We start from the raw sequence: 24,771 nt of genomic DNA, 5'->3' as shown, positions 1-24,771 counted from the left end.
TTAAAGTCCAAGATTCAGTGTAAAAAATAAGCTTCTAACCCCTGGGTAACCCAGTCCGGTTAATCCGGTAGCATTCCCTCCTGCACCCGAGCTAAACGATTCAGGATCGAATCCATCCCACGGAGTATACAGAATAATATTATTCGCCGCGACAGAAAGCCTGGCGGAATTAAATGGCAGGACATCCAAAATATTTTCCTGAAAATTATAACCCAGCGTGATATTTCTCAATTTGATGAATGCTGCATCCTGAACAAAATTCTCACTCACTGTTCTATAGGTATTTCTATAAAATCCTGCGCCATAATCCCTACCATCAGGGCCTTCACCCTGTCCAAGCCATACGGGTTGCGTATTCGGGGAACCATCAGCTAAAACCCCATCAAATACAATTGTTTCATTTCTATTCAGAGTATATTCTGCAATACCAAATGCAGAAAAGAAGTTGTCATATTGATTGTACTGGTCTACTCCCGCTCTAAAGTCTATGAGAAAAGAAAAATCAAAACCTTTATAAGCGAAATCATTCTTCAAACCTCCAATCCACTTTGGAGTGGTGTTCCCAAGAACAAGCTGACTGCTATTTCTCGAAGGAAATCCATTCTCTCCAATGATAATTGGCAAACCTTCGTTTAGATAAATACTATTTGCATCTGCGCCAGATCTTGCATAACTCGTCCCAAAAATATTTCCATAAGGCTCACCTTCCAGTAGTTTTATAGTTACTGAAGAACCTCCGTACCCAAATTGGCTCCCTACAACAATTTCTTCAATACCTTCCTTAATGCTCTTCACCTCATTTTGGTTATAAGCGGCATTAAAGGATACATCCCATCTAAAATTCTCTTCTTTAATGGGTGTTCCTCTCAGGATAAATTCCCATCCCTGATTCTCGATTTCTCCCGCATTCGTCACAAATGTTGAAAATCCTGCGGAGGTACTAACGGGAACCGGGATAATTTGATCTTTACTATTCGATTTGTACCAGGTAACATCAACTCCTAATCTATTTTCAAAAAACCGAAGATCTGTACCAAATTCTATAGCAGTGGTTTTTTCAGGTTTTAATTCCAGATCACCAAACTGGCTAAATCGTGTAAATCCAACCTGACCTCCCAGAGGATAAATATTTGGAGAAGCATAGGTCTGGCCAATTAAATATGGGTCTGTATCCTTACCTACCTGTGCCCAGGAACCTCTCACTTTTCCAAAGGTAAACCAGTCTGGTTGTTCGAAATTTTCTGTAAACACGTATCCTAAATTAACTGATGGATAGAAAAAAGAATTATTTCCTATAGGCAACGTAGATGTCCAGTCATTTCTTGCCGTAACATTTAGAAACACTGTTTCATCGTAATTGATCATGAGATCTCCATAAACACCTACCAGTCTTCTTTTTCTTTTATCCTGTGAATTGGAAATCTGGCTGGCATAACTAAGATCATAAAATTTAGGGATTACAAAATTTTGACCAGTCGCATCAACCCTTTCGTAATCTCTCTCAAAAACATCATTACCTATACGAAGGGTTGTATTCCATTTCTCTGTCCAGTCCCGTTTCAAGGTCACAAAAAAGTTGGAGTTAAGATCACGGCTGTTTATTCTGGTTTCAGTAATGAACCCTGTACTACTTAAAGGATTTTCCCCATCAATTCCTAATGGACCGGGGGTAATTTCAGTTCTTCTATCGCTGTAAAAATCTGTACCTACTAAATAAGTTAGATCCAACCATTCCGCAGGACTATAAGTAAACCTTAAATTCCCAACCGTTCTATTCACCTCATCTTCATAGGTGCTAAAACGGGCGTCATAAATAGGATTTGTATTCTGATAAGTCTTCATGGTACCATCAGGATTTATATAATCTTCCACATCATGGTTTGGAGCCCAGTAGACCAAGCGTTCCATAAAACGATCATGCGGCACACGATTACCTCCCGAAACAGTATAATTAATATTTCCCGAGAATTTGAATTTCTCACTGAATATCACTTCCCCACTCAATTTAGCCGATGTCCTTCCCCAGTCGCTAAATGGAATAATACCTTCCTGATCCAATTTTCCGATGGAACCATAAAAGGTCGCATTTTCGCTACCTCCTGAAATACTGAGATTATTATCAATTTGCACACCAGTTCTCATAGCATCAGACCAGATATCATTGAACCGAACATTAGGATCTATGGCATTGATATCTTCCATAGATGGCCCCCAGTTAGGCCAGAATGAATCAGGATTATATACTCCGGAGAAACCCTGACCATAGGTTTCCTGGAATTCTGGAAACTGGTTAATATCATCGAATCCTACTGAAGTATTGAAATTGATTCTGACCTTTCCTGCTTTCCCCTTTTTGGTGGTAATGATCACTGCACCATTTGCTGCCCTTACTCCGTACAAAGCAGTTGCGGCAGCGCCTTTCAGGATATTCATAGATTCAATATCATTTGGGTTAATATCGGCTGCCCTGTTTGAAAGTCCACGGGGAGTCCCCCCAGATTCGATGGTTGAATTATCAATAGGCACCCCGTCTATAACAAATAAAGGTTGGTTATCAGCCCCTGGATCTAATGAATTGATCCCTCTAATAATAATTCTGGCGCTCATTCCCGGAGCTCCTCCAGAATTGGTTACCTGAACCCCTGCAGCCTGACCTTGCAAGGCACTAACAAGGTTTTGTTGTTTAGTTTGAGAGATTTCTTCTGCTCCTACTTCCTGCACCGCATATCCAAGTGATTTCTTTTCCTGTTCAATACCAAAAGAAGTGACCACTACTTCATCCAGACTTTCAAGGTCTTCCACGAGTGTTACGTTGATTGTAGACTGCCCGGTAAAAGGAACAGTTTGAGTTTCGAAACCTACAGATGAGAAAACGAGAATTTCACCCAGAACAACATCTATTTGGTAATTGCCGTCCAGATCTGTAATTGTACCCCTACTGGTTCCCTGAATTATAACATTAACTCCGGAAAGCGGCTCATTGTTTTCGGCTCCTGTGACAAAACCCTCAACAGTATTTTGTTGCGCCAGTAAAGTGGTAAATTGAAAAACAGCCAAAATGACTATTAAGTAATTTTTTAATTCCATACCTTTTGTTAATTAATTGTGAATGATTATTAAATATAGGCATTTATTTAGAGTCCCTTAAGAGTTGTTTCATAATAAATGATAATTTTCCAATTCAGTAGTTTTTGTTTTCATTATTAAGATTTCTGCTATTTTCACCTTTTTAAATTTCATTATTGTTAATACACACCTTACAATCCCACTCATTGATCATGCGGAAATTCCTATTTATTTTAATTAGCCTCATTTTATCTTCCTGTTCTGTTACCAAAAGATTAAAAAAAGATCTGAATGCAAGCTTTGAAAATACGGCAGCTTTCCAAAAAGGATTTTCTGGTCTGGCCATTTATGATCTCGAAACTAAAAAAATGCTTTATGAGCATAACTCCGGAAAGTATTTTACCCCTGCCTCTAATACTAAATTATTTACTTTTTATACCGGCTTAAAATTATTGGGGGATTCTATTCCTGCTTTTCACTACACCATAAAAAATGATACTTTATATATAAAACCTACGGGAGACCCTTCCTTTCTAAACCCTGATCTTCCATCTTCAGGTGCTTATAAATTTCTAAAGAAAAATGGTAATTCTGTAGTCTACCTTAAACCCGAATATCAGGATAAAAGATTAGGTCCGGGTTGGTCCTGGGACGATTTCGATTCTTATTATTCCGCGGAAAAATTTCCATTTCCCATGTATGGGAATCTGGCCATCTTTAATTTTGGTGCCGGGCAAACGTCTCCTTCGGTGAAACCTAAGATTTTTCAGGATTCTGTTTTTACAGATTTGAAAACATCAGATAATAAATATATTCAGCGTGATTTGGAAAAAAATGAGTTCCGCTTTCAGAAGATGAAAAGGGATGATGATTTCAGCCAATATATCCCGATTCGATTTTCAGATAAAATATTAAAAGATTTACTGGAAGACACCTTACATAAAAATGTCTTTATCAGGAATGAAAAAAGCTTTGCAGAAGAACTTAAAAATACCTTTTACAGCATTTCCAGCGACAGCGTGTATAAGCAAATGTTACAGGTGAGTGATAATTTTATTGCGGAACAAATCCTTTTAATGGCTTCTGAAAAAATTAGCGATAGCTTAAAAACGGAAATCGCCATCAACTATATGAAAGAAAATTACCTGAAAGATCTTCCCGATGAAGCTTTTTGGAGGGATGGCTCCGGACTTTCCAGATATAATCTTTTTACCCCAAGCTCCATTGTTAAACTCCTCGAAAAAATTTCTCAGGAAATCCCCCAGGAAAAACTGCTGGATTTTTTGCCAACCGGAGGACAAAGCGGTACGATAAAGAACTATTATAAAGCAAATGAACCGTATGTTTTTGCAAAGACCGGAAGCCTTAGTAATAACCATAGTTTAAGTGGTTTCCTTAAAACAAAAAGCGGAAAATATCTTATTTTTAGCTTTATGAATTCTAATTTCACCGTGCCTTCAGCAGAAATCAAAGCAGGGATGGAAAAGATCTTACTAGAAGTAAGAGATCATTACGGGAACTAAAAACTGCAAATAAATTGGTAATTTGGGAACAGAATAGATTTAACCCATGAAAAGAAGAAATTTTGTTTTGAACCTTGGTCTGGCCAGCGCGGCTTTTCCCTTAGCCGCAAATACTATTTTTCCTTCCTTAGAGAATAATTCGCAAACCGGACGAATCATCCCTCAGGCTTTAAAGCAGGGTGATACTATTGGAATTGTAAGTCCGGCCAGTGCGATTTTTGATTCTGAACCCTATGAAATTGCCCGGGAATCTTTTGAGGCCATGGGTTTAAAAGTGAAATTTGGGGAATTTGCCCATAGTCGTTACGGTCACCTGGCTGGAACTGATGATGAACGTGCCAATGAATTTAACAGCATGTTTGCCAATCCTGATATTAAGGCGGTTATTGCTTTGCGTGGGGGATCGGGTTCAGCACGTATTCTCGATAAATTAGATTATGACCTCATCGCAAAAGATCCGAAAATATTTATAGGTTACAGTGATATTACGGCCCTACACCTGGCAATTTTTGAAAAGACCGGATTGGTAACCTATCATGGACCCGTGGCGGTTTCTACCTGGAATAGCTTTAGTTCAGATTATTTCAGGCGATTGCTATTTGATGCTGAAAAGATCTTGTATCAAAACCCACAATCCAAAGGGGGGCAACTCACCCAAACTTCCAATCGCATTCGCACCATTAATCCGGGAATTGCCAAAGGAGAACTTTTAGGCGGAAATCTTTCCGTATTAACTGCCATTATGGGTACGCCTTATTTCCCGAAGAACTGGCAGAATAAAATTCTATATCTTGAAGATATTGGGGAAAAAATCTATGCAGTAGACAGGATGATGTCTCAATTGCAGCTGGGCGGGGTACTGGATCAAATTTCAGGGTTTATTTTTGGGAAATGTAATGATTGCGAGCCAGGTGGTAGCGGTTATGGATCATTGACCATGGAAGAGGTATTAGATCATTATATCAAACCATTAAATATTCCAGCATATTCCGGAGCTATGATTGGCCATATTAGCGATAATGTCACCTTACCAAACAGTATAAATGCGGAAATAAATGCCGGTAAAGGTGAAATTCAACTTTTAGAATCGGCTGTAAAACTATAAATCAAAATGAGTTCGAAAGAAAAATTTATTGAACACGTTGCCAAAGGCTATCAATCTAAAGGTGACTATATTTATATGGGAGCGGGAATGCTGGAAGGCAAAGTATTTAGCGAAGCTGCGGTAAAAATTCCCCTTAAAACCATGAATCGACATGGTTTAATTGCAGGAGCTACCGGAACCGGTAAATCCAAAACCCTGCAAATTCTTGCTGAAAACCTTTCTGATAAAGGAGTTCCCGTAATGCTCATGGATGTAAAAGGTGATTTAAGCGGGATTGCCAAAGCTTCAAATGGCGCAGAATTTATAGACGAGCGTCATGCAAAACTTGAGTTCGCATTTGAACCAAAAAGTTCTCCGGTAGAAATTCTAAGTCTTTCAGATCAAAAAGGTGTAAGATTGAGAGCTACCGTAAGTGAATTTGGACCCATCTTACTGGCCAGGATCCTTGAACTTACCTCTACGCAAACCGGAATCCTTGCTATCATTTTCAAATATTGTGATGATAACCATTTGCCACTCTTGGATCTCAAAGACCTGAAGAAAATAATTCAATACGCTACAGGAGACGGAAAAGTAGAATTTGAAAAAGATTACGGGAGGATTTCAAAAGCATCTACCGGTGCGATCTTAAGAAAAGTGGTCGCCCTGGAACAACAGGGAGCCGATCTTTTTTTTGGTGAGAAATCTTTTGAAGTGAAGGATCTGCAGCGGAAAACTTCGGAAGGAAAAGGCATGATCAATATTTTAAGATTAACTGATATACAGGACAGGCCAACACTTTTTTCAACTTTTATGCTTAGTCTTTTAGCTGAAATATACAGCACTTTTCCGGAGAAAGGAGATAGCGATAAACCGGAACTTGTTATGTTCATTGATGAAGCTCATTTAATTTTTAACGAAGCTTCCAATGCCCTTTTGGACCAGATTGAAAATATTGTGAAGTTGATTCGGTCTAAAGGTGTGGGGATTTATTTTGTCACGCAAAACCCAACCGATGTTCCTGAAGGTGTCCTGGGACAATTGGGGCTAAAGGTGCAACATGCCTTGCGTGCCTTTACCGCGAAAGATCGAAAAGCAATAAAACTCGCTGCGGAAAATTATCCATTATCTGATTTTTATGATACGAAAAATGTACTTACCACGTTAGGGATTGGAGAGGCATTGATTTCAGCATTGGATGAAAAAGGAAGACCGTCCCCACTGGTGGCAACATACCTTCGGGCGCCAATGAGTAGAATGGATGTTCTTACCAATAAGGAATTACAGGATCTTATAGACGATTCCCCATTGGTAGAAAAATATAATGAGGAAATTGACCGTGAAAGTGCTTATGAAATTCTGAATGAAAAAATTGAGGTAGCCGATAAAGAAGAAGCCAGGGAAAAAGCGAAAGAAGACCGTAAAAAAGTTAGCAAGGGCAGTTCCCGCAAAAGTACACGACAAAATCCCATTATTAAAGTATTGACTAGCGCCACTTTCATTAGAGGAGTTATGGGAATAATGAACAAACTTTTAAAATAAAGAAGACTTGAAATCTAAAATATTAACTCACTCATTGGCCATCATCATATTAGTGACCACCTTCTTTTCCTGTAAAAAAGATAGTGAGAATCCGTTTCTAATCAACGCAGGGCAGGTGGGTGCTATTTCAAAAAACATTAGGATCAATCAGCTTGACTCTATTTTTAGTCAGGACAGCCTGGTTAGAAAAACCAATGGCAACAGCGAATTTAGATCTACTGAAGAAATTAAGGTTTTTGAAAAAGATGGAACTCCGCTATTAACGATTGCTCCTCTGGAAGAATTTGATTCCACAAGTACCGTTGGCTATATCAGGGTTCTGGATCCAAGGTATGAAACCAAAAAAGGTCTCAATATCAATAGTACTTTTAAGGATGTTGTAGAGAATTATAGTATTTCAAGGATCGAAAATACCATAAATGCGGCGGTTGTATTTCTAGATGAGATCAATGCCTATATTACTATAGACAAAGCAAAACTTCCCGCAAATTTGAGATATGATACAGATTCCACCATTATGCAATCCCAAATTCCCGATGATGCAACTTTTAAATATTTCATGATTTACTGGAATTAGAAATCGATGAATTTGACCAATAAAAAAGTTAAAACTTTAAACTTTGTTAATTTTTTACTGATTTTATTAAAGAATATTTACTTTTAATGCTTAACCAATATTTCAAGTTATGATTAAAGTATTAGCACTTATTATGACCCTTGGTGGAGCAATTGCTCTGGTAATGGGCGTATTAGGAATTTTTGGTAGTGTAGCCCTTATGTTAAGCCCCTGGGCATTGACTATTTTGGGATTTGTATTTTTTGTTGCAGGAATTTCTATGCTGAAGTATAGAAAGGATACGGACGAAGTGCAGGCGGAGAAGCAAAATTAGATTATTACTTTTAAATAAAAAAAGGCGGCCAATGGCCGCCTTTTCTATAGGTTAAATTCAGGTTAGTCTACATTATCATGTAGAAATGAGTTGTTTTTTCTGAATTGTATCTCATCATTATCATCCTGATCCAGACTTGTACGGGATAATTTTCCATCAGATCGTTTTGAGTTATCCAGCTCTATTCCTGCCCTTTTATAAGCCGGCTGCTTTTCAATTTCATCGATTTGTGCTGTACCGCCGGTCCTAAATTTATAGTTGAACTCCTTCATTTTTGCCTTGCGCTCTTCCGTCCTCATACGGACCACTTCCGAAGAAATAGGATTCTCAAAAGGATTATTTTCATCTACTTCCTGATTTGGTGCCGGAGCGACTGTTTTCTTCTCAAAAGCTATAGTTTCATCTTTTGGCTCCTCTTTCTTAGGCGCTTTGCTATTTTCCAGTTTCTGCTCCATTTCCATATAATCGTCAAGGCTATATCGCTTGATGCCACTGGAAGAAGCTTCAGTAACCGGAATGATCTCAATAGCTTCATTCACTTCAATATCTTTGGTATCTTCTCCACTATCTTCTAGTTGATGCGTAGTTGTCCCTGAATTTGAAGCTTTTGAAGATGAAGTATTCGAATTTCCTTTCTCCTCCTGTTTTTTCAGTGGAATATCAAAAGTAAACATGAACTGATCCTCATTCGGTTCTTCCTGCTCCTGGACTTCATGCACATCCATACGATCACTGGTATCGTTAATGATAAATTCTTCAGGATCTACCTCTTCATAATAAACTTCCAGTTTTCTGGCGAAATCCGGGGTTTTAAGCATCTCGTCTACTTTCTTCTGAATTTGTCCCACTTCATCAACTTCTTCTTCGGTTTCATCAAGCGTATGCACGATCATTTGAGGTGCTTTGGGCTCTTCAGGATTCTGTTTATTATCATTTCTATTTTCTGAAGGCCTGTCTGAAAATTTATTAAAGTGACCTGAATTTTTTGAAGTTAAATCATGTACTGCTTTTTGCTCATCTTCCAGGGTATGGATAATTCGCTTTGTTTCAGTATTGGTGATCTCATTCTGCTGTTCCACGTTAAAACCCGTAGCGATAATCGTAACGGCAATAGCGTCTTCTAAAGATTCATCTTCCCCAACACCCATAATGATATTGGCGCTATGGCCGGCTTCTGCCTGGATATGATCGTTGATCTCTCCAATTTCATCTATAGTGATCTCTTCGTTACCGGAAACAATAAGCAGTAAAACATTTTTAGCACCGGTAATTTTATTATCATTCAACAACGGAGAATCAAGCGCTTTCATAATAGCATCTGTAGCCCTGCTGGCTCCTGAGGCTTGAGCCGACCCCATGATTGCAGTTCCACTTTTACTTAATACGGTTTTCGCATCACGCAAGTCAATATTTTGCGTATAATGATGTGTTATTACTTCCGCAATTCCTCTGGAGGCTGTTGCTAGAACTTCATCTGCCTTGGAGAAACCGGCTTTAAAACCAAGATTTCCATAAACTTCACGCAGTTTGTTGTTATTGATTACAATGAGTGAATCTACATTCGCCCTAAGTTTTTCAACTCCAAGCTGGGCCTGTTCATTTCGATTCTTTCCTTCAAATTGAAATGGAATCGTTACAATACCCACGGTTAAGATGTCCAATGCCTTCGCCTGTTTGGCAATGACCGGGGCTGCTCCCGTACCTGTACCACCACCCATTCCGGCAGTGATAAATATCATTTTGGTATTGGTATCTAACATGCGTTTGATCTCCTCAAAGCTCTCCTCTGCTGCTTTCTCCCCTATTTCAGGATTTGCTCCAGCGCCAAGACCTTCAGTAAGGGTAACACCTAACTGAATTTTATTAGGAACCGGACTGTTCTCAAGTGCCTGCGAGTCGGTATTGCAAACAACAAAATCAACCCCTTTTATTCCCTGTTGGAACATATGGTTAATCGCATTGCTTCCTCCACCACCTACACCAATCACTTTGATGACGTTCGATTGATTTTTTGGTAAATCGAAAGAGATGTCTCCAAATTCTGTACTGCTCATAAACTTTGTTTTACTGGTTGTATGTAATTATTCTGCGTTGTCTAAAAAATCTTTAAATTTCTCTGCCCACTTGTCGAAAATACTTTTTCGGACAGGTTTTCTCTGAGTTCCCTGTTCCTGGTTATTCTCATTTTCCATTCCATCATGCTCTTCATCATTATTATAATCATAAGTTTCATTCTGGTGAGAATCAGATAAAACAGCTTCCTCCTGAAATTTACTATTGCCTTTTTCCAGGCTGTTCATCACCAAACCTACCGCCGTAGCATACACGGGACTGGTGGTTTCGGAATCGTTATTTCCTGCTAAATGCTCATTAGGATAGCCAATTCGGGTATCCATTCCGGTAATGTATTCTGCCAGTTGCTTTAAATGCTTCAACTGTGCTCCACCACCGGTGATTACCATTCCGGCAATTAATTTTTTCTTCTGCTCTTCGTGCCCGTAGTTCTTAATTTCAAGATAAACCTGTTCAATAATTTCTACAACGCGGGCATGAATGATCTTTGAAAGGTTTTTAAGGGTGATTTCTTTAGGCTCTCTTCCGCGTAATCCCGGAATTGATACTATTTCGTTATCCTTATTTTCTCCCGGCCAGGCTGAACCAAATTTAATTTTCAGTAATTCTGCCTGTTTTTCAATAATGGAGCAACCTTCTTTGATATCTTCCGTGATCACATTTCCGCCGAAAGGAATCACCGCGGTATGGCGAATAATCCCATCTTTAAAAATGGCAAGATCTGTTGTACCTCCCCCTATATCAATTAAAGCAACACCTGCTTCTTTTTCTTCCTGACTCAAAACCGCATTTGCTGAAGCTAAGGGTTCCAAAGTCACTGCGGAAAGTTCTAAACCGGAGCTCTTCACACATCTTCCAATATTCCTGATTGAAGAAACCTGACCTACGACCACATGGAAATTAGCTTCCAGTCTACCGCCGTACATCCCAATAGGTTCTTTAATTTCAGCCTGCCCGTCTACTTTAAATTCCTGCGGAAGTACATGAATAATCTCTTCTCCCGGTAACATGACCAGTTTGTGCACCTGGTTGCAAAGCGTGTGTATATCATCAGCATCAATAACTTCATCAGCATTTTGCCTGGTGATATAATCGCTATGCTGAAGGCTTCGAATATGTTGCCCGGCAATACCTACCACTACTTCACTAATCTTTAAACCGCTATCGGCTTCTGCTTCCTGAATTGCCTGTTGGATAGACTGGATGGTTTGGGTAATATTATTTACCACGCCCCGGTGCACCCCCAGAGATTTGGATTTTCCAATCCCAATTATTTCCACTTTACCGTATTCATTTTTGCGACCAATCATCGCTACGATCTTTGTGGTTCCAATATCTAAGCCTACTGCAATATCGTTTTCTTCCATAAACTATTTTTTAGTGCATACAACCTGATCTCCAAATTGTAAATTCACTTTTTTGTAGGTATCTAATTTTTTATCTTTTTGGGCCTTTTTATAAAAGGCTTTAAAATTGTTGAACTTAGTAGCCACGTGGGTCGAATCACCAAAATAAACCTTGAAATCCTGCTCCCTTAATTCCAATTCAAAATGGCCGCCCGGCTTCCGCTGAATTGAAACGATGTGACTGGTTAAAAATTCATCATTTTTGATGTAATTAACAACCGGATAGGCTTCTTTTACATTCTTCCCGTCAAATCCAAACATCATGGGCACCCTGGCGGAAAAGAATGGCGAAAGTGGCATCAATTCCCCCTGTTTATCAAGATAAAATGATGCGTTTCCCATAACACGTCCTATTGGTTTTCTTTGATTTACTTCTGCTCTCAATTTCCCATCCAGGGTGAGATATACTTCAGCATTTTCAATCATTTCGTGACTATTTAAAAGGTCTTCCACCTTATTCAAATCTAAAGTTTCTTTATCTATGCTCGAGGCAGAAGCATTATTTTGTATTAACAATTTATTAACCACTTCCTCAGTGACATACAGGTTTTCCGTATCGGTGAAATGAACCTTTATATCCCTGATCCCACGACCTTTGTTTCGCTCTGCAGCAAAACCATATAGAAATGCCACCAAGGCGATCACGCAAAATGCTTTTATATATCCCATGCTACGCTTCATTCAACAAGCTTTTTTTTACAATTTCTACCTGCTCACCAATATCTCCTGCTCCCAACATAACCACAACTTCAGGTTTTGTTTTTTTGATCTCCTCTGTAAGATTTACCTTATAGACGAGCCTCTTATTTTTATTTTCAATTTTATCCAGTAACCAGCCTGAGGAAATGCCTTCCAGAGGCAATTCCCTTGCCGGATAAATATCCAGCAGAAAAACCTCATCAAATTTTGAAAGATTGGAGGCAAAATCCTCAGCAAAGTCACGGGTACGGCTGAACAAGTGGGGTTGAAAAACCGCTAAAACTTTCTTGTTGGGGTACATTTCCCTAACCGCCTGGTGCACTGCAGCAATTTCAGTAGGGTGGTGGGCATAATCATCGATCAGCACCAGATCATCGGTCTTGATTTTATAACTAAACCTTCTCTTTACCCCTTTAAAACTATATAAAGCCCTGGCGAGGTCGTGGGTTGGGGTACCATATTCGATAGCCATGGCCAGGGCTGTTATAGCATTCAGCAAATTATGCTGCCCGGGTAGATTAAATTTTAAATTATCTATTTGTTGGGCTGGGGTAGTTAAATTGAAAATATAACTTCCGTCTTCAATTCGTATATTTTCGGCTTTGTAATCACTATCATCTTCAATCCCAATAGTAATTCCGCTAAGCGGTAATCCGTTGGTTATAAATAATTTCCCATCCCTGGGAATTTTTTCGGCAAATTCTTTAAAAGAATCTTCCAAAACACTTTTCTCTCCGTAGATATCCAAATGATCTGCATCCATAGAAGTTATTGCCGCAAAATTTGGAGATAAATTCAGGAAAGAACGGTCAAATTCATCAGCTTCCACGACCATCACTTTCTCACCTTTCATGATCAGGTTAGAATTGATATCCTCACTAATTCCACCTAAAAACGCGAGCACTTCAGCTTTGGTTTCTTTCAGCAAATGTGCAAGGATGGCTGTAGTGGTAGTTTTTCCATGCGTTCCCGCAATTGCCATGGTGAAAATATCTTTAGATAATTTTCCAAGCAATTGGGCTCTTTTTATGATCTCAAATTCCTGTTTTTTAAAATACTCGAATTGTTTATGATCCTTCGGAATTGCCGGTGTATACACCACTAATGTCTTGTCAGGATTATCCATAACGTTCCGCGGAATTTCTTCTACGGAATCTTGTAAGATTAACTGAATGCCTTCGTTTTCCAGCTTTCGGGTAATTTCAGAAGCAGTTTTATCATAGCCACTCACACTTTTACCCATGGCATTAAAATACCGGGCCAGCGCGCTCATTCCTATCCCGCCGATGCCGACGAAATAAAAATTTTGTATGTGGTTAAACTGCATCATTTTTTGATCAATTTTTCAACTTCATCTACAATAGCTGAAGTGGCATTTGGCCTGGCCAGTTTTTTAATATTTGCGGAATATTCTTCCAGTTTCTGATCGTTCTTCAGCAATGAAAAAAAATCGGTTTCAAACTTTTGCTTCAGTTCACTTTCTTTTAAAAGCATGGCGGCATTTTTACCCGAAATAGACTGTGCATTCTTAGTCTGGTGATCTTCGGCAACGTTTGGAGAGGGAATAAACACAACCGGTTTTCCCACAATGCATAATTCTGAAACACTTCCCGCTCCTGCCCTGGAAATTATAACATCTGCCGCGGCATAAGCAAGATCCATTCGATTGATGAATTCTTTAGTTATAACGTTGGAACTGCCGTATTTTTTATATTCTGAATAGTATAATTTTCCAACCTGCCAGATCAACTGAACATTTTCGGTTTGAAATTTTTTAAGGTTTTTTTCAATAAGCGTATTAATCCTCCTGGCACCCAGGCTCCCCCCAAGAACCAATACTGTTTTTTTCGCTGGATTCAGTTTAAAATATTCTGTTCCTTCAGATCTTAAATTATCCACATTCAGAAGATCTTTCCGCACGGGATTACCGGTGATAATGGTTTTTTCTGAAGGAAAAACTTTTTTTACTTCTTCATAAGCTGCACAAATGATGTTGGCTGATTTTGACAATAACCGGTTCGTTATTCCCGGAAGTGAATTTTGCTCCTGGATCAAGGTGGGAATCCCTTTAGAATTCGCGACTTTTAATAAAGGCCCACTGGCGAAACCTCCCGTTCCAATCACTACATTCGGTTTAAACCGTTGAATGATCTTGCGCGATTTTGCCAGGCTACTCAACAATTTAAAGGGGAATTGCAGGTTCTTAAAGCTCAGTTTCCGCTCCAGTCCGCTAATCCAAAGTCCTTCAATTTTATAACCGGCCTGGGGAACTTTCTCCATCTCCATGCGATCTTTCGCACCCACAAAAAGTATATCAGCCTTTGGGAAACGGCGCATAATCTCATCTGCAATCGCAATTGCAGGATAGATATGTCCTCCTGTTCCACCTCCGGATAATATGACTTTCAAATTCTCCATTTATAATGCTTCACTTAAAATATCCAATGGATTTTGCTCTTCCATAGGTAAATTTTCTGATTCCTTTATTTCTTCCCTTCGAGCACTTACGCTTAAAATCATTCCCAAAGCAATGCAGGTCATCCAGATGGAAGTTCCCCCGCTACTCACTAAGGGCAAGGTTTGTCCCGTTACCGGAAATAATTCCACGGCTACCGCCATATTGATCAAAGCCTGAAAAATGACCGGAAGGCCAACACCCATGACCAGTAATTTCCCAAAAACACTGTTGGCTTTTGTCGCCACGATCACAATCCTGAAGAGCAAAAATAAATAGGCCAGCATGACTCCAAAAGCGCCAATCAAACCCATTTCTTCCACAATAATGGCATAAATAAAATCTGATGAGGATTGTGGCAAAAAGTTTCTTTGCACGCTTTTCCCAATTCCGGTTCCGGTGATTCCGCCCTGGGCGATGGCTATTTTTGCCTTTTCCACCTGATATTGTTCTGCGCCTTCTTCGTCATCAAAAAAAGTCTCAATTCGGCTGGTCCAGGTATCTACGCGATTTGGCATAATGCCCGGAAAAGCTTTAGCGGTAAGAATGAAGATGCTTAAAAATATAAATCCTGCACCTACGATTAAGGCGAGATATTTTATGGGGTAACCTCCTAAAAACAGGAGGATTAAGGTCATGGTAAATAATATAGCCGTAGTTGAAAAGTTGGCGGGCAAAATAAGCGCTAACACGATCCCGACCGGTAACCACAAGGGTAACAATGTTTCTTTAAAGGTGACGGTCTTCTCCTGAATTCTGGATAAATATTTTGCTACGTACACCATTAACACCACCCCGGCAAAAGTTGAAGTTTGAAAGGAGACGTTTATTACGGGAATACGAATCCATCGGCTGGCGTTCGCGCCATCGATAGTAGTCCCCTGGAAAATGGTAAAAATCAATAATATGATGACCAACGGTAAAAGAAGCATTGAAATTCCGCGGAAATAACGATAGGGGATTTTATGCACCGCAAACAGGATACAAAATCCCAAAACCAGGTGAAAGAAATGAACGATCAAAAATCCGGAAGTACTTCCATCTCCATGAAGATAGGCAAGGTTGCTACTGGCGCTGTAAACCGGCAAAAATGAAAAAATTGCCAACAAACCGGCTATCGCCCAGATCACTTTGTCCCCTTTAAGATTTGAAAATAAATTGCTCATTCTATTCTTTTTCTTTACTCTTCAAACTGAATTTCTATAATTTTAAGTTTCTTTATCTACAGATCCTGAAACAAGTTCAGGATGACACATGCCATATTTTATAAATTTCTAACTGCATTTTTAAATTGTCTGCCCCGGTCTTCATAGTTTTCAAAAAGGTCGAAACTCGCGCAAGCAGGAGAAAGCAACACGGTATCCCCTTTTTCCGCTAAACGATAAGCGACCTGGATCGCCTCGTTCATAGAATTTGTTTCCACCATCATTTCCACACAATTACCAAAAGCATTGATGATCTTGGCATTATCTACCCCAAGGCAAATAATGGCCTTTACTTTCTCATTGACCAGGGGCAGCAAATCGTCATAAACATTGCCTTTATCCACACCCCCAACGATCCACACGGTTTCACTTTCCATACTTTCCAAAGCATAAAAAGTGGCATTTACATTCGTGGCCTTAGAATCATTGATATAAAGCACATTATTGATCTTTAATACTTTTTCAAGGCGGTGTTCCACCCCTTGAAAATTGGCCATACTTTCCCTAATCGTTTGCTTTCTAATGCGAAGCAATTGGGAAACCGTAGCGGCCGCCATGGCATTCTTGGTGTTGTGTTTACCCTGTAAGGCAAGGTCTTGTGTTGGCATAGTGAATGTGGTGTTATTAATTTTTACAACAATATTTTCGTTTTCTATATAAGCTCCATTTTCAAAGGTTTTGACCAGTGAAAAAGGTAATTTTTGAGATTTGACTTTATGACCTTTCAACCACTTCTGAATATTTTCATCATCGGCATCATAGATGAAAAAATCATCTTCACCCTGATTTTCGATAATTCTGAATTTAGAAGCAACATAATTTTCCAGCTTGTAATCATATCGATCCAAATGATCTGGAGTGATGTTGGTTAAAATGGCAATTTTTGGCCTGAAATTTTTTATTCCATCCAGCTGAAAACTGCTCAATTCCAACACATACCAGTCATGCTCTTCTTCAGCAAGCATTTTCGCGTAGCTGTTTCCAACATTTCCACCCATTCCGGAGTTGATCCCTCCTTCTTGCAAAACATGCTGAATCCAGTTGGTTACCGTAGTTTTTCCGTTGCTACCCGTAATTCCAATTACAGGAGTTTTAGAAAATGCTGAAGCGAATTCAATTTCAGAAATCACCGGAATCCCTTTTTCCACGATGGCTTTTACCAATGGTGTATTATCTGGAATTCCCGGACTTTTCATTACCACATCGGCCTCGAAAATTCTGGACTCTGTATGCTGTTCATCTTCCCAGTCTATCTCAATATTTCTAAGAACTTCCTTGTATTTATCTTTGATTCTTCCCTTATCTGAAAGGAAAATTTCATATCCTTCTTTTTTCGCCAGAATTGCGGTTCCAATTCCGCTTTCACCACCACCAAGAATGACCAGCTTCTTCATCTTCTATCTCACCTTAAGGGTCACAATCGTAAGGATCGCTAGGAAAATCCCAATAATCCAGAACCGCACAACGATCTTACTCTCATGCTGTCCCAACTTCTGATAATGATGATGTAAGGGTGACATGAGAAAAATCCTTCTTCCTTCCCCATATTTTCTTTTGGTGATCTTAAACCAGCTTACCTGCATGATTACTGATAGATTTTCTACCACAAAAATTCCGCAGAGCAATGGAATAAGTAACTCTTTACGGGTCGCAATAGCGAGCACCGCGATGATCCCCCCAATGGTCAAACTTCCCGTATCTCCCATAAAAACCTGGGCGGGATAGGTGTTGTACCATAAAAACCCAACCAAAGCCCCGGCAAAAGCAGTGATATAAATAGTCATTTCCCCGGAACGTGGGATGTACATAATATTCAGATAATCTGAGAAAATAATGTTACCGGAAACCCAGGCGAAAATGCCCAGAGTTAATACAATTATTGCTGAAGTCCCCGCGGCCAGTCCATCGATCCCATCAGTAAGGTTCGCACCATTCGAAACGGCGGTCACAATAAAAATCACAATGGGGATAAAGATGAGCCAGGCATAGTTAATCAATGCCGGGTTGATCCAGCTTATTAGCGTGGCATAATCGAATTCGTTATTTTTTACAAAAGGAATCGTGGTACTGGTATCCTTAATTTCAGGACCCATATCAATAACTTCTGCCCGGGCGATCACATTTTCCGTAGGATTGGTCTTTGTTACTACTTCTTTCGTGGTGATCTGCGGATGGAAATACATGGTAGAACCTACAATGAGACCAAGTCCAAGCTGACCGATTACTTTAAAAATTCCCTTTAATCCTTCCTTGTCTTTTTTAAAGGTTTTAATATAATCATCAATAAAACCAATGGTGCCCATCCACAAAGTAGTAATGATCAAAAGGATTACATAAATATTATCCAACCTGGCAAGCAGCAAGACCGGGATTAAGGTGGAGATAATGATAATTATACCTCCCATGGTTGGTGTCCCGGCTTTTTCAGCCTGGCCTTTTAAGCCAAGATCACGAACGCTTTCACCAATTTGTTTGGCACGCAGATAATTAATAATCCTTTTTCCGTAAATTGTAGAAATAGCCAGCGAAAGGATAATTGCCATCGCCGACCGAAAAGTTAGGAACCCAAACAACTGCGCCCCGGGAAGGTCGTACTCTTCTTCTAAATATTTGAATAGATAGTACAGCATTATTTACCCAATTGTTTTAAAGTTTCGTTTACTATTTTAAGGTCATCAAAATCGAAACGCTCCCCCTTCACTTCCTGATAGGTTTCGTGCCCTTTTCCCGCGATTAAAATGATGTCTTTATTTTCTGCCAGCTGACAGGCTGTTTTAATGGCCTGTTTTCTATTGGTAATCGACATGGTCTTCTTGAAATTTTGTGGCTCTACGCCTTTTTCAATTTCTTCGATGATAGTTTCAGGATTCTCTGTCCTGGGATTATCACTGGTGAAAATCACTTTAGTGCTTAATGCCGAAGCAATATGACCCATTTTCGGCCTTTTTGTGCGGTCACGATCTCCACCGCAACCCACAACCGTGATCAACTCTTCATTTTTTGTACGGATGCTATTGATCGTTTCCAATACGTTTTTTAATGCATCGGGAGTATGTGCATAATCTACGATCGCCGTGATCTTTTCCTTTTCTGAAACCACATATTGAAACCTTCCGCTTACCGAATTCAATTCAGAAATAAGCTGAAGGATTTCCAGTGATTTTAAACCTAATTGTTCTGCCGTGGCATAAATTGCCAAAATGTTATAGGCATTGAAATGCCCAATAAGCTTCGTCCATAATTCATGGTCATTGATCTTCAGGAGCAATCCGGTAAATTGATTTTCCAGGATCTGTGCCTTATAATCGGCATAAGATTTTAACGCGTAGGAGAAGGTTTTTGCTTTTGTATTCTGGATCATCACCGATCCATTTTTATCATCAGTATTTACAATAGCAAAGGCTGAAGCGGGAAGTTCATCGAAAAAGCGCTTTTTCACATCCCGATATTCCGCGAAATCCTTGTGATAATCTAAATGATCATGACTAAGATTGGTGAAAATTCCGCCTTCAAATTTTAAAGCGGTGGTTCTATGTTGATCGATTCCGTGGGAACTCACTTCCATAAAGCAAAATTCCACCCCGGCATCATTCATTTCATTTAAATAGGAATTGATCGTGATTGAATCTGGTGTGGTTCTTATGGCTGAATATTCTTTATCCCCAACCATCACTTTAACGGTGGAAAGCAAACCAACTTTATAACCCGCATTGGTAAAAAGCTGAAATAATAGCGTGGCGATCGTGGTTTTCCCATTGGTACCCGTAACCCCAACCAGTTTCAATTTCTCCGAAGGATTCTCGTAATAATTGGAAGCCATATAAGCCAAAGCTCTCTTGGAATCTTCAACCTCAACATAGGTGATCCCATTTACCTTATGCTCTGGCATTTCCTCACAAATCACTGCCAGTGCTCCCTGATCTACCGCTTTTTTAATAAAATCATGCCCATCAGAAAGGCTTCCCCGAATGGCAATAAAAACATCATTTAGCTGAACTTTTCTGGAATCAAAATGCAGGTCACCAACAGCTATTCCGGTATTCCCGGCAATTGCCTTGATATTGACCCTGTATAATATGTCTTTTAAAATCTTCAACTTAATTCCAGATTTATTTCCTGATCATTTTTAATATTCTGTCCCACCGCGATCGACTGGCGCTTTACTTTTCCTTTACCCTGAACCTTTACTTTCAATCCAAGATTCTCAAGGAGACTTATGGCATCCATCGCCGGCATACCCATAACATCTGGCATTTGTAATTTTTCATTCTCGATCTTGGTGTAATATTTTTCAAAACTGTCTTCTACCACCTCATCTTTTACATCCAGGGATTCCAGTTCATCCATCACCGGAGTATCGGTATAGATTTTTCTGGCGATATCTTTAAAAACCGGGGCAGCCACAATATTTCCGTAATATCCCTTTCTCTTATTCGGTTTGTGAATGACTACAATACAGGAATACTTGGGCTTCTCAGCAGGAAAATATCCGGCAAAAGACGCGATATACCTTCCGGGTTCTATCCAGTATTCCGTCTGGCAGGTTCCAGTTTTACCAGCCATTGAAAAATTTTCAGTATAAATATTCGCGGCCGTTCCACGCAACACCGTATTTTCCATCATTTTGCGAACTTTTTTCGCTGTTTCTACAGAACAAATTGCAGGATTCATTACCTCTTTATCCATTTTTACAATTTGCTTATCCCGATCCCTAACTTCCCGTATAAACCGAGGTTTTACCATTTCTCCATCATTCGCAATAGCATTGTAAAAAGTTAGCGTTTGCAAGGGCGTTATAGAAACACCATAACCAAATGCCATCCAGGGCAAGCTTAATCCATTCCAGGTCTTGTCTTGAGGATGAGGAATTCGGGGGGAGCCCTCACCCTTTATTTCAAGACCAAGTTTATGGTTAAGTCCCATACTATATAATCTGTCTACAAATTTTGAAGGATTGTTTTTGTAACCTTCAGTAATCATTTTTGTAAATGCTGTATTAGAAGAAAGCTCAAAAGCTTTAGCTGCTGAAATTTTACCGTATCCTCCATAATGGGAATCCCGTACCGATCTTCCATAAAATTTCACCACTCCATTTTCGGTATCTATAATCTGACTCGTATCTATTACTTTGTCTTCCAAAGCAGCGACCATGGCCATTAGTTTAAATGTAGAGCCCGGTTCATGGGATTCATACACCGCATAATTCCTTTTTTCGAAGTAAGTTCCATCCTCAGACCTGCCAAGATTAGACATGGCTTTGATCTCACCCGTTTCAGTTTCCATCACCACTACCGTCCCATGCTCCGCTTCAAATTTCTGAAGTTGTCTTAGTAACGAGTGATGTGCGATATCCTGAATATTCACATCTATGGTAGAAATTACATCATAGCCATCTTTAGGCTCCATTTCATTATTATCGCTAATAGGTTTCCATTGGCCTTTGGCGATCTTCTGTTTTAGCCTTCTGCCATCAGTTCCCTGTAAATAATGGCTAAAAGCGCCTTCCAGGCCTACCCGGGTATAATATCCATTTTCATCCCTTCTTTCGTAACCTACCGTTCTTTCACCCATTTTCCCTAGCGGATGTTCCCTCACCGTACTTTGCTCGGTAATCATTCCGCCTCGATAGGTTCCCAGGTTAAACATGGGAAAATCTTTAATTTTCATATATTCTGAATAGCCCAAATTTCTGGCAATCAAAACATAACGCTGGCGGTTGACACGCGCACTTCGCAATTTCTGGGAATAATAACCTGAAGTATTTCCCAGCATTTTGGATAAACTTTGGGAAAGGGGACCAATTTGCTTTTCGAAATCCTTATCGCTTACGGTCACTGCGTCAAAACGAATATCATATTTTGGCACTGAAGTAGCTAAAAGATTTCCGTTGGAATCATAAAGGTTTCCACGGTTTGCCGGAATATTAAAATGTTTAAAGGTGCTTTCTTCAGCTAATTCTTTGTAGTAGTCACCATGAACGAACTGGATGTTAAGTAGCTTAAAACCAACTGCTATCGCAAAAATAAAGAGACAGCCAGCTACGAAATACATACGATTCAGAATGCTTTTTTCGGTTGTAGCCATCGTTGGTTATTCTTTAATTATTACTCTTATTTTATTAGGAGGAGTCTCTGAAGGAGCAATTCCTTTAGAAGCCATTTGCCTGGTGATAGATGATTCCATCTTTATTTTCATTAGATCTGAACGTCTTTCCACAAATTCACTTCGTAATTCCCTCACTTCATTATTCAGTTTTGCAATTTGATGTACTTTTCTTTCTGCGCTATGCGAACTTGCGATCATTACAATCGCCAAAACAGTACAGAAAACAATAAAGCGCCAGTTTTTTACCGCATCATTGTTTACTAAAAAATTTGCCTTTAATATGTTATAAAAACCTTTTTTCATAAAAGTTTAGAGCTTTTGAGCTATTCTTAGTTTTGCGCTTCTCGCGCGATTATTCTCTTTAATTTCTTCTTTCGACGGAACAATAAGCTGGCTCACCTTTTTAAATGGGACCTGTATGTTTCCATACATATCTTTTACCGGTTCTCCTTCAAATAACCCACTTCGTATGTACCTTTTCACCAACCTGTCTTCCAGAGAATGGTAAGAAATAAGACTTAATCTCCCATCTACCTTCAACACCTCTTCTGTTTGCATTAGGAAATCCTTTAAAACCTGGATTTCCTGATTCACCTCTATTCGAATCGCCTGATATATTTGTGCCAGGATCTTATTTTCTTTTCCTTTAAAAAGCAAAGGCTTCAAAAGCTCATTTAATTGTTCGCTCGTTTCGATCGCTCCATTTTTTCTTTCAGAAACAATAGTCCTGGAAAGTTTCGGCGCATTTTTCAAATCAGCGAATTCATAGAACAACTGCTTTAATTTATCTTCTTCATAATGGTTGATGACTTCATAAGCGCTTAAGGCATTCGATTGGTTCATTCTCATATCCAGCTTCGCATCGAACCTTGTGGAAAATCCTCTTTCAGCTTCATTGAACTGATGGGAGGAAACCCCAAAATCACCTAAAATCCCATCAACCTTCTTTACTCCATAGAACCTTAAAAATCTTTTCAGAAATTTGAAATTCTCGTTGATCAAAGTAAACCTTGGATCTTTCACCGTATTTTCAAGAGCGTCCTTATCCTGGTCGAAAGCGAAAAGCTTTCCTTTTTCACCAAGCCTTTTTAATATTTCTTTAGAATGGCCTCCTCCCCCAAAGGTCACATCTACATAAATTCCGTTGGGTTTTATGTCTAAACCATCAACAGATTCGCGTAGCAGGACCGGGTTATGATATTCCATCCATCTCTTCGTTACCCATCACTTCTTCAGCTAAATCTGCAAAATCATCAGATGAGGCTTCCAGGGTATTTTCATACTTATCCTTATCCCAGATCTCTACAATGTTAATGGCTGAAGAAAGCACGATTTCTTTATTAATATCAGCAAAAGCAGTAAGGTCTTTAGGTATAAGCAATCTCCCGTTCGTATCAACTTCAACAGTTTTCACACCGGCCGTAAACCTTCTTATGAAATCGTTGTTTTTCTTTTTAAATCGGTTAAGGGCATTCATTTTGTTCATCAGAACATTCCACTCACTCATGGGATAAAGTTCCAGACAAGGTTGAAAAACTGATCGTTTAACTACAAAGCCTTCCTGCAGCATTGGAGCGAGTTGCTTTTTTAGCGCGGCAGGCACCATCAAACGGCCTTTTGCGTCTACTTTACACTCGTATGTTCCAATTAGGTTTACCACGTCAAGTCTTAATAAAGTCAAATATATCGAAAATATTACCACAATTTACCACTTTTTACCACAATGTTGATAAGTTATGGTCTTGTATATCCTTGAAATCCTTTAGAATAGCCCTATTTACTTATGATTCAGGAATTTGAAAAATGGTGGGAAAAAGCACAAAAAAATCAAAAAATTACCACCTGAATTAATTATTCCCACTTTAGATAAAAGGGTTTCGTATTGGGTAAAAATGATTATACTTGTAACGAATTCGCTATATTTGCGATTCCTAACCGCAAAGGAAACCAATGAAAGACCACCTAAAGCAAGAGGGTAAATTTACATACTTAGAAAAAGGCGAAGGAACCCCAATTGTAATTCTTCATGGACTTATGGGTGGCCTTAGTAATTTTGATGGTGTTGTAGATTACTTTCCGCGAAACGGTTATAAAGTTGTTATTCCTGAATTACCCTTATACTCGATGTCCCTTCTTAAGACCAGTGTGGGGACTTTTGCAAAATATATCAAGGAATTCATTGATTTTAAAGATTACAAAAACGTGATCCTTTTAGGCAATTCGCTGGGAGGACATATTGCACTGCTTGCCACAAAAATGTACCCTGAAAGTATTGGTGCTTTGATCATTACCGGTAGCTCCGGTCTTTATGAGAATGCGATGGGGGAAAGTTACCCGCGCAGGGGTGATTACGAATTTATCAAAAAGAAAGCCGAAGCAGTTTTTTATGATCCTGCAATAGCCACAAAGGAAATTGTTGACGAGGTGTACCATACAGTAAGCGACCGCAATAAGCTGGTAAAAACTCTGGCCATTGCGAAAAGCGCTATACGACATAATATGGCGAAGGATCTTCCAAAAATGGAAACACCAACTTGTATTATCTGGGGTAAAAATGATAATGTTACGCCACCTGAAGTTGCAGAAGATTTTAATGAGCTACTTCCTGATGCCGATCTATTCTGGATCGACAAATGTGGTCATGCCGCTATGATGGAACATCCTGAAGAATTTAATGAGGTACTTCACGCCTGGTTGAAAGACCGCGCAATTTAATTAGAACT

20 protein-coding genes are annotated in these 24,771 nt (G+C 39.3%); 6 read left to right on the top strand and 14 right to left on the bottom strand.

What is annotated here, in order from left to right; all coding sequences use genetic code 11:
• On the bottom strand, positions 1-3,087 hold the full coding sequence (locus tag DHD80_RS07490) for a SusC/RagA family TonB-linked outer membrane protein (protein WP_251740543.1): 3,087 nt from the start codon (positions 3,085-3,087) through the stop codon (positions 1-3).
• A gap of 191 nt (positions 3,088-3,278) precedes the next feature.
• On the opposite strand from DHD80_RS07490, the gene DHD80_RS07485 reads away from it, so the two are divergent.
• The 5 genes from DHD80_RS07485 to DHD80_RS07465 all read left to right on the top strand — a co-directional run bounded on the left by DHD80_RS07485 (position 3,279) and on the right by DHD80_RS07465 (position 8,105).
• Entirely contained in the window at positions 3,279-4,589 is a 1,311-nt protein-coding gene (locus DHD80_RS07485) for a D-alanyl-D-alanine carboxypeptidase (protein ID WP_251740542.1), read from the top strand.
• Positions 4,590-4,635: 46 nt separating this feature from the next.
• Positions 4,636-5,694 carry an LD-carboxypeptidase gene (locus DHD80_RS07480; RefSeq protein WP_251740541.1) on the top strand — a complete coding sequence of 353 codons (1,059 nt, stop codon included), beginning with the start codon at positions 4,636-4,638 and terminating at the stop codon, positions 5,692-5,694.
• A gap of 6 nt (positions 5,695-5,700) precedes the next feature.
• Positions 5,701-7,215, top strand: coding sequence for a helicase HerA-like domain-containing protein (locus DHD80_RS07475; protein ID WP_251740540.1), 1,515 nt, complete (start codon positions 5,701-5,703; stop codon positions 7,213-7,215).
• Between the two features lie 7 nt (positions 7,216-7,222).
• On the top strand, positions 7,223-7,792 hold the full coding sequence (locus DHD80_RS07470) for a hypothetical protein (RefSeq protein WP_251740539.1): 570 nt from the start codon (positions 7,223-7,225) through the stop codon (positions 7,790-7,792).
• Between the two features lie 109 nt (positions 7,793-7,901).
• Positions 7,902-8,105, top strand: a complete 204-nt coding sequence (locus DHD80_RS07465; protein ID WP_251740538.1) for a hypothetical protein — start codon at positions 7,902-7,904, stop codon at positions 8,103-8,105.
• A 62-nt stretch (positions 8,106-8,167) separates the two neighbouring features.
• Here DHD80_RS07465 and ftsZ read toward each other — a convergent pair whose 3' ends face one another.
• The 13 genes from ftsZ to mraZ form a co-directional block, all read right to left on the bottom strand.
• Entirely contained in the window at positions 8,168-10,159 is a 1,992-nt protein-coding gene (gene ftsZ / locus DHD80_RS07460) for a cell division protein FtsZ (protein ID WP_251740537.1), read from the bottom strand.
• A gap of 27 nt (positions 10,160-10,186) precedes the next feature.
• Positions 10,187-11,545, bottom strand: a complete 1,359-nt coding sequence (gene ftsA, locus DHD80_RS07455; protein WP_251740536.1) for a cell division protein FtsA — start codon at positions 11,543-11,545, stop codon at positions 10,187-10,189.
• Between the two features lie 3 nt (positions 11,546-11,548).
• Positions 11,549-12,265: a cell division protein FtsQ/DivIB gene (locus DHD80_RS07450; protein WP_251740535.1), complete on the bottom strand. Its 717-nt coding sequence runs from the start codon at positions 12,263-12,265 to the stop codon at positions 11,549-11,551.
• Entirely contained in the window at positions 12,255-13,613 is a 1,359-nt protein-coding gene (gene murC, locus DHD80_RS07445; RefSeq protein ID WP_251740534.1) for a UDP-N-acetylmuramate--L-alanine ligase, read from the bottom strand. Before murC ends, DHD80_RS07450 begins: the two co-directional genes overlap by 11 nt.
• Positions 13,610-14,701, bottom strand: a complete 1,092-nt coding sequence (gene murG, locus DHD80_RS07440; protein WP_251740533.1) for an undecaprenyldiphospho-muramoylpentapeptide beta-N-acetylglucosaminyltransferase — start codon at positions 14,699-14,701, stop codon at positions 13,610-13,612. Before murG ends, murC begins: the two co-directional genes overlap by 4 nt.
• Positions 14,702-15,904: an FtsW/RodA/SpoVE family cell cycle protein gene (locus DHD80_RS07435; RefSeq protein ID WP_251740532.1), complete on the bottom strand. Its 1,203-nt coding sequence runs from the start codon at positions 15,902-15,904 to the stop codon at positions 14,702-14,704.
• 98 nt (positions 15,905-16,002) lie between these two features.
• Complete coding sequence (murD, locus tag DHD80_RS07430; RefSeq protein ID WP_251740531.1) at positions 16,003-17,337, bottom strand: UDP-N-acetylmuramoyl-L-alanine--D-glutamate ligase; 1,335 nt, start codon at positions 17,335-17,337, stop codon at positions 16,003-16,005.
• 3 nt (positions 17,338-17,340) lie between these two features.
• On the bottom strand, positions 17,341-18,573 hold the full coding sequence (gene mraY, locus DHD80_RS07425) for a phospho-N-acetylmuramoyl-pentapeptide-transferase (protein ID WP_251740530.1): 1,233 nt from the start codon (positions 18,571-18,573) through the stop codon (positions 17,341-17,343).
• Positions 18,573-20,039, bottom strand: a complete 1,467-nt coding sequence (locus DHD80_RS07420) for a UDP-N-acetylmuramoyl-L-alanyl-D-glutamate--2,6-diaminopimelate ligase (RefSeq protein ID WP_251740529.1) — start codon at positions 20,037-20,039, stop codon at positions 18,573-18,575. The genes mraY and DHD80_RS07420 overlap by 1 nt, the downstream gene beginning before the upstream one ends.
• On the bottom strand, positions 20,036-22,027 hold the full coding sequence (locus tag DHD80_RS07415) for a penicillin-binding protein (RefSeq protein ID WP_251740528.1): 1,992 nt from the start codon (positions 22,025-22,027) through the stop codon (positions 20,036-20,038). Before DHD80_RS07415 ends, DHD80_RS07420 begins: the two co-directional genes overlap by 4 nt.
• Positions 22,028-22,033: 6 nt before the next feature.
• Positions 22,034-22,351 (bottom strand): FtsL-like putative cell division protein, encoded by a 318-nt coding sequence (locus DHD80_RS07410; RefSeq protein ID WP_251740527.1) that lies wholly within the window; start codon positions 22,349-22,351, stop codon positions 22,034-22,036.
• Positions 22,352-22,357: 6 nt separating this feature from the next.
• Positions 22,358-23,254, bottom strand: coding sequence for a 16S rRNA (cytosine(1402)-N(4))-methyltransferase RsmH (gene rsmH, locus DHD80_RS07405; protein WP_251740526.1), 897 nt, complete (start codon positions 23,252-23,254; stop codon positions 22,358-22,360).
• A complete protein-coding gene (mraZ, locus tag DHD80_RS07400; protein WP_251740701.1) occupies positions 23,241-23,708 on the bottom strand; it encodes a division/cell wall cluster transcriptional repressor MraZ in 468 nt (155 codons plus the stop codon). The genes rsmH and mraZ overlap by 14 nt, the downstream gene beginning before the upstream one ends.
• A gap of 290 nt (positions 23,709-23,998) precedes the next feature.
• Between mraZ and DHD80_RS07395 the strand changes: the two genes are divergently transcribed.
• The gene (locus tag DHD80_RS07395) at positions 23,999-24,763 is read left to right on the top strand and encodes an alpha/beta hydrolase (protein ID WP_251740525.1); all 765 of its coding nucleotides are present in this window, start codon (positions 23,999-24,001) and stop codon (positions 24,761-24,763) included.
• Positions 24,764-24,771: the final 8 nt, after the last annotated feature.

It is taken from the genome of Gramella sp. AN32, assembly GCF_023718305.1.
Classification (GTDB): Bacteria; Bacteroidota; Bacteroidia; order Flavobacteriales; family Flavobacteriaceae; genus Christiangramia; species Christiangramia antarctica.
This window is presented reverse-complemented; position numbering and strand designations above follow the sequence as displayed.